Annotated in this window: 1 protein-coding gene; it reads right to left on the minus strand. The window is 61.4% G+C overall.

The features are described 5' to 3' along the window. Window positions 1-17: 17 nt before the first annotated feature. The coding region (locus ACFOMP_RS02735; protein WP_379027792.1) for a recombinase family protein at window positions 18-1,477 on the minus strand (1,460 nt) is incomplete at its 5' end.

The raw sequence follows: 1,477 nt of genomic DNA on the forward strand, positions 1-1,477 counted from the left end.
CCGGTAGCTCGTCAGGCTCATAACCTGAAGGCCGCAGGTTCAAATCCTGCCCCCGCAACCATCTTTACTTGCGCCCCCGTAGCACCCGCTGCGGGGTTTTTGCTTTGCGTGGAAATCGTAAGGATTCCAGCGAGATCGCCCTGAACGTCGATCTCCACCTTGCCTTCGACCGGCGTCAGCACGATCTGATCCACGAGCGAGCGCAGCGTGTCGGCGGCCTCAATCCGCTTTCCTTCGTCTTCGTCCTGCAGGGCGTCGTAGAGCTGTTGGACCCGCTTTCGGTATTGCAGTGCCATACTCGGGTGCAGCAGGGGTGGCGGTTCGTCGGCTTCAGCCAGGAACAGTTCAAGTTCCTTCTTCCGTTTCTCAATGGCCACCATCTTCGCGTTGAGCGCGTCAGCGGCCCCACCCTTCAAAATCAGATTGAGTAGGGTCTCGAGTTCCCGATCGATCTTCGCAATCTCTGCCTCGGCCGACGCGATCTCGGCGCGGCCTTCCATGCGCAGGCGGCTCATCTCCTGCGTGAAGACTTCGCAGAAATGGGCGAAGAGTTCGGGATCGACGAGTTTCGTGCGCAGCGCGTTGAGCACACGCGATTCCAACTCGTCGCGGCGGATGTTGACCCGATTGTCGCAGGTCCCCTTGTTGCGGGCCGTTGCACATCCGATCAGCGTCGCCGAAATCGCGGAATAGCCGCCACCACAGCAGGAACATTTGGTCAATCCCGAGAAGAGGTATTTGGGGCGGCGGCGGGTATTGATCCGCGAGAGATCGGCCTCGCCGTTTTCCTTCCGCGCGATCTTGTTCTTCTCCTGCCGCGCCTTCACCGCGTTCCAGAGATCGTCATCGAGGATGCGCAGCTCCGGCGTTTCCTGGATGACCCATTCCTCTTCCGGGTTGGGGCGGGCCTGCCGCTTGCCGGTGTTCGGATCCTTGACGAAGCGCTGCCGGTTCCAGACGATCTTGCCGATATACATCTCGTTGTTGAGGATGCCGTTGCCGCGCTTCGGGTTGCCGTTGATCGTGCTGAAACCCCAGTCGCCGCCTGACGGAGCGGGAATGCCTTCCTTGTTCAGGGCGAAGGCGATGGTCTTGGCCGACTTGCCAGCAGCGTAGTCGCGGAAGATGCGGCGGACCACCTCGGCCTGGAACTCGTTGATGGTGCGATCGCCGCGGATCGGCTCGCCGTTGGCGTCGAATTTCTTGACCACATCGTAGCCATAGGCATTGCCACCACCCGACTTGCCCGCCTCGACCCGGCCGCGCTGCCCGCGGCGGGTCTTGTCGGCCAGGTCCTTCAGGAACAGCGCATTCATCGTGCCCTTGAGGCCGACATGCAGGTGCGTCACCTCGCCTTCCGACAGGGTGAACATTTTCACGTCGGCATAGGACATGCGCTTGAAGATGCCCGCGATGTCTTCCTGGTCGCGGGAGAGGCGGTCCATCGCTTCGGCCAAGATCAGATCGAAGCGGCCGC

Origin of the sequence: Paracoccus simplex, from assembly GCF_042648325.1 — a bacterium.
In the GTDB taxonomy this organism is placed as follows: Bacteria; Pseudomonadota; Alphaproteobacteria; order Rhodobacterales; family Rhodobacteraceae; genus Paracoccus; species Paracoccus simplex.